Annotated in this window: 3 protein-coding genes and 1 pseudogene; 2 read left to right on the top strand and 2 right to left on the bottom strand. The window is 62.2% G+C overall.

Annotated elements, in window-relative coordinates; all coding sequences use genetic code 11:
- Window positions 1–400 (top strand): catalase (locus GHO03_RS23685; RefSeq protein ID WP_153400630.1); only part of this gene is annotated, 400 nt, incomplete at its 5' end.
- A pseudogene (locus tag GHO03_RS23680) lies at window positions 397–938 on the top strand (cytochrome b). The gene GHO03_RS23685 and the pseudogene GHO03_RS23680, both read left to right, overlap by 4 nt.
- Window positions 939–995: 57 nt before the next feature.
- Here the strand turns inward: GHO03_RS23680 and GHO03_RS23675 are convergent.
- Both GHO03_RS23675 and GHO03_RS23670 read right to left on the bottom strand, forming a co-directional pair.
- Window positions 996–1643: a glutathione S-transferase gene (locus tag GHO03_RS23675; protein WP_095026001.1), complete on the bottom strand. Its 648-nt coding sequence runs from the start codon at window positions 1641–1643 to the stop codon at window positions 996–998.
- A partial coding sequence (locus tag GHO03_RS23670) for an SbcC/MukB-like Walker B domain-containing protein (protein ID WP_153400629.1) occupies window positions 1640–4937 on the bottom strand: 3298 nt, incomplete at its 5' end. The genes GHO03_RS23670 and GHO03_RS23675, both read right to left, overlap by 4 nt.

Genomic DNA, 4937 nt, shown 5'->3' with positions numbered 1-4937 from the left:
GCGCTGGGGTGTGGTGCCGTTGGGGCAGGACGCGCCGGGTGCTGCGGCGCCCGACGATGCCGATTATCTGGAGCAGGATCTGGATAAACGCCTGGCGGCGGGGCCTTTGAAATGGCAGTTCAACCTGACATTGGCCGAGGCGGGTGACCCGACCACTGATGCCAGCAAGGCCTGGCCAGCGGGGCGCAAGGTGGTGGATGCAGGCACCCTGGTACTGGTTAAGGCCCAGGCGCAGAACGACGGCGAATGCCGCGATATCAATTACGATCCGCTGATTTTGCCCAGTGGCATAGAGGGCTCGGCTGACCCTTTGCTGGCGGCGCGCTCGGCGGCCTATGCCAGTTCCTATGTACGACGCACCAGCGAAGTTGACCAGCTACCCAAGGAGACACGGCCATGAGCGCACCCACTAAGCATTTCGCCCCGGTGGCGCGCCTGCTGCACTGGCGATGGCGCTGATGATTATTGCCATGCTGTTTATCGGGGCAGGTATGGCGGCTTCGGTGTCGCAGCGGCATGAATGGCTGCTCAATCTGCACAAGCCCTTGGGTATCGCCATCCTGTTGCTGGTGGTGGTGCGCCTGTTTGTGCGTTTTGCTACCCGCCAGCCGCCGTTGCCTGCAGATCTGCCCGGGGTACAGGTGCTGGCTGCCAAGCTGTCCCATCTGTTGCTGTATGCCTTGATGCTGGTGTTGCCGCTGGTGGGCTGGGCGATGATTTCGGCAGCGGGGGATCCGGTCATGCTGGGCGGTTCATTGCAGTTGCCGGGTATTCTGCCGGCTGATCCCAGGGTGTTTGCATCGTTGCGCAAAGCGCATACGTTTCTGGCTTATTTGCTGTTTTTTACCGTCCTGGCCCATTTGGCAGCGGCGCTGTTTCATGGCTGGGTGAGGCGCGACGGGGTGTTGCAGAGCATGGTGCGGGGCAAGCAGGGTTGAGCCTGAATCAAAAGCCCCTCACCCCAACCCTCTCCCGGAGGGAGAGGGAGCTGATTATCAGTGGTCATGAAGTCGCGTGTGCTCAGTCCCCTCTCCCTCCGGGAGAGGGCTGGGTGAGGGGCTTTTGGCCATCGCCGAAGCAAACAGGTCAGAAGCCAGAAACCGCTCCAGCCAGGCATTCAAGTGCGGCAAGGGCGCCTGCGCAAACCACTCGCGATCGACATGGGCAAACTGCCGAACAAAAGGCGCCAGAGCCACATCGGCAAGACCCAGCGCAGACCCTGCAAGGTACGGCGTGTGCGCCAGCACATCTTCCAGCCGCTGCAAATACTCGACACCCTGAGCCCGGTAATGCTCCATCGGATGCTCCGGATAGCGAATGGCGTATTTGTAGCGATCCAGGAGTACCTTGAACACGCTGTCATTCGCCTCGATCAGCCCCCTGTGATCCGCTTGCAACCAGTTATCCGGGTCATGTTGGCCCAGCGCCCAGAGCATGATCTCCAGACTTTGTTCGATTACCCGACCATCAGCACAGACCAGCACCGGCACCGTGCCCTTGGGCGAGGCCGCGAGCATTTCGGCCGGCTTGGCCTTGAGGCTGACTTCGACAATCGATAACGGCACGCCGCTGTAACGCAAGGCCATGCGGGCCCGCATGGCATAGGGGCAGCGGCGGAAGGAATAAAGCAGGTGCCGGTTCATTTCACCTCCACGGTGCTCAAGCCGTTGCCCTGGCGCTGCACCTGGATTTGCACCGGGATGCGTTCATGCATTTCCTGCACATGAGAAATCACCCCCACCTTGCGCCCCTGGGCCTGCAGGCCGTCCAGTGCGTCCATGGCCAGTTGCAGTGATTCGGGGTCGAGGCTGCCAAAGCCTTCGTCGATAAACAGCGATTCGATTTTCAGGGTGCTGGAGGCCATCGACGCCAGCCCCAGGGCCAGCGCCAGCGACACCAGGAACGTTTCACCCCCCGACAGCGAATGCACCGAGCGCAGCTCGTCGCCCATTTCGGTGTCCATCACCAACAGGCCAAGCATGCTGCCGCCACGCTTGAGGCGGTAGCGGCGTACCAACTGGCGCAATTGCGCGTTGGCGTGATGCACCAGCAGGTCGAGGTTGTAGGCCTGGGCGATCTTGCGGAATTTGTCGCCGCTGCCCGAGCCGATCAGCTCGCTGAGGCGCGCCCAGCGTTGCCATTCGCTATCGGCTTGGGCGATACGTTGCCCAAGCGCCTGATTGACTTCCTGGCGCCTCTGGTCTTCTGCCTGTTGTGCGCGCAGTTCGGCGATCTGCTGTTCGCTGGCGCTGATCAGCGCAGTGAGTTCGGCCAGTGCCTGGTTGAGGGCGTCGGCGTCCAGGTTGCCATTGGCTTGCGCCTGGTGTTGGGCCAGGCGCTGTTCGCGCTCCTGCAGCAGTACGCGGGCTTGCTCGACGGCTTTTTCGCCGTTTTGCAGTTGCTGACGCAGTTCACGCACCTGTGTGTCGTCGTAACTGAGCAACTGTTGCAGTTGGTTGTCATCAAGTTCGCTGTGTAGCGCGCGCCATTCGCTGAGCCGGGCGCTCAGGTTGGCGTGTTCCTGCTGCAAGGCCTGCAGGCGCTCCTGGCCGGATTTGAGCTCGGCGGCCAGTTGCAGCAACTGGTTGGCGGTGACCTGCAAGGTTTGCCCGGCCTGGGTCTGGACCGTGCGGGCCTGTTCGACAGCCTGCTCCAGGGCCTGCTGCCACTGTTCGGCGCTGCTGTAGTCACCCAGCAACGCCTTGAGGCTGTGCTGGCTGGCCTGTTGCTGGGCCTTCAGTTCGCTGACGCTGCGCTGCAGGGCGTCCAGTTCCTTGCTGCGATTGGCTTGCTGATACTGCTCGCGCTCGATGCTGCTGGCCCTCTGCGCTTGCTCCGCCTGTTCGTCGCGCTGCTGATCGAGTTGGGCCAGTCGCTCAGCCACTTGCTGGTCGAGGCTTATAAAGCAGGCGGATGCGTTGTCGCGCAGGGCATTGAGGGTGGCCGGTGGCAGCAGGCTGGCAAATTCGCGCAGCTCGTCCTCAAGGCGCTGGCTGTCGGCATTGAGGTGTAATTGCTGCTCTGCCAGTTGCTGGCCAGCGAGCTGGCTGGTCTCGCTGCAGCGCTGCACTTGTTGCTGCAGGTGGGCCGCTTCCTTTTGCAGGCCAAGCAGGACGTTCTGACGCTGCTCGTCCTGGCTGATGCTGTGCTGCAACTGGTTCAGGCGCAGGGTCAGCCATTGTGCGCGCTTGTCCGGGTCCTGGGCCTGCCACTGTTGATGCAGTGGATGCGCTTCAAGGCTCGGCGCGAGGGCCTGTTGTTCTTCAATGAGGTGTTGATGTTGCACACGCAGTTCCTGGATCTGCGCTTTCATTGCGCTGAATTTATCGCGCAACTGATCCAGTGTTTCTTTAAGCCCGTCTACGGTTTGACGGGCGTTGGTTTCTTCCCGTTCATCGTGGCGGGACAAGCTGTGCAACAAGGCTTCGGGCTGGTGGTAGGGGTGTTCGTGGCTGCCGCATACCGGGCAGGGCTGATCGTCCTGCAGTTGTTCGCGCAGCTCTTCAACGCTGGCGCTACGGGCCAGGCGCTGGCGCTCCAGTAGCTGGCGGGTGATTTGCAGGGCTTGCTCGGCAGCCTCGTACTGACTTTTGGTCTGGTTGCCTTGCTCGACCAATGTTTCGCGCTCGGCGTGCAGTGCCTGCAGTTTGGTGTGTAACGCCAGCAGGCGATTGTCGAGGGTCTGCCAGGTGCTGCTCAGGCGTTGCAGCTCTTCAAAGGCGCGCTGCTGCTGGCGGTTGTCCTGGAGCAGGCTGCCCAGGGTCTGGATTTGCTCGTTGACCGCATGGGGCTCGGCGCCTGCTTCCTGGAACAGGATTTCCAGGCTGTTGCGCAGCTCGGTCAGTTGTTGCGTGGCCTGTTGGGCGCGTTGTTCAAGGCCGGGCAGTTCCTTGCGCCCGGTAGTGAGGTTATTGCTCAGCCGCACCAAGTGTTGCAGCCGGGGGCGATAGGCGTCCCAGGCGCTGGCCAGTGGCGCCAGTTCGCGGCTGTGTTCGAGTTGTGTGGCTATGTGCGCCAGGCGTTCGGTGCCTTGCTGCTGGCGCTCAAGCAGGGCATTGAGTGCCTGCTGGCCTGTGCTGCAGGCCTGTTCAGCCTGCTGCTGGAGGGCTTGTTGGGTGCTCAGCGCCTGGGTCAGGCGATCGAAGTTGGCTTGTTCCAGCAGGGCTTGCTGGACCTGCGGTGCGGCTTCCCGTTGCTGCGTCTGTGCCTGGGTTGCCGCCAGCGTGGCGCTTTGCACCTGGGCTTGCAGCTGGACCTGGCGCTGGCTCAGTTCGGTCTGTTGCTGCAGCTGGGCGCCGATGTGCTCGGCCAGCGGGTTCAGTTGCCCATTTAGCTCGGCAAGGCGGGCAAATTGATGCCGTTGCGGCGCCAGTTGCTCAAGCAGATGCAGGGTCTGGCGCTGTCCGGCCTGGCTGTCGAACAGGGTTTGTGCCTGTTGCAGTTGCTCGGCCGCGCTCTGGCGCTGTGCTTGCAGTTCGCCCAGGGTGTTGAGCCAGGTCTGTTGCAGCTCTAGCTGTTTGAGCTGGCCCTGCCGGTTTTTCAGCTGTTGCTGCGCTTCGTTGAACTGTCGGTCCAGTTCGGCACGGGCTTCGGGTTCCAGGGGGGTAATGCCCACAGCCTGGTCTTTGAGTTGCTTGAGCGCTTCCCGGGCTTCTTTGGCCTTGTCGAAGGCACGCTTGCCCAGGCGCGTATAAAGGGCCGTGTCGGTGAGCTTTTCCAGCAGTTCACTGCGCTCGTTGTCATCGGCCTTGAGAAAGGCGCTGAATTCGCTTTGCGCCAGCATCACCGCACGGGTGAACTGTTCGAAGTTCAAGCCCAGGCGCGCTTCGAGCTGGACTTTGTAATCGCCTTTCTGGCTGGCCAGCAGTTGATCGCTGTCCAGGTCGCGCAGGCTCTGGCGGCTGGCCTGCAGCTTGCCGGTGGCCTTCTCGCGGGCG

It is taken from the genome of Pseudomonas sp. FSL R10-1339, from assembly GCF_009600545.1.
Classification (GTDB): domain Bacteria; phylum Pseudomonadota; class Gammaproteobacteria; order Pseudomonadales; family Pseudomonadaceae; genus Aquipseudomonas; species Aquipseudomonas bubulae.
Note: the sequence above shows the minus strand (reverse complement) of the source record. Positions and strands in the feature narration are given on the sequence as shown.

Excerpts from the sequence above, each read along its gene's own strand:
- GHO03_RS23675 (WP_095026001.1), bottom strand. The coding sequence starts at position 1,643 with ATGAACCGGCACCTGCTTTATTCCTTCCGCCGCTGCCCCTATGCCATG.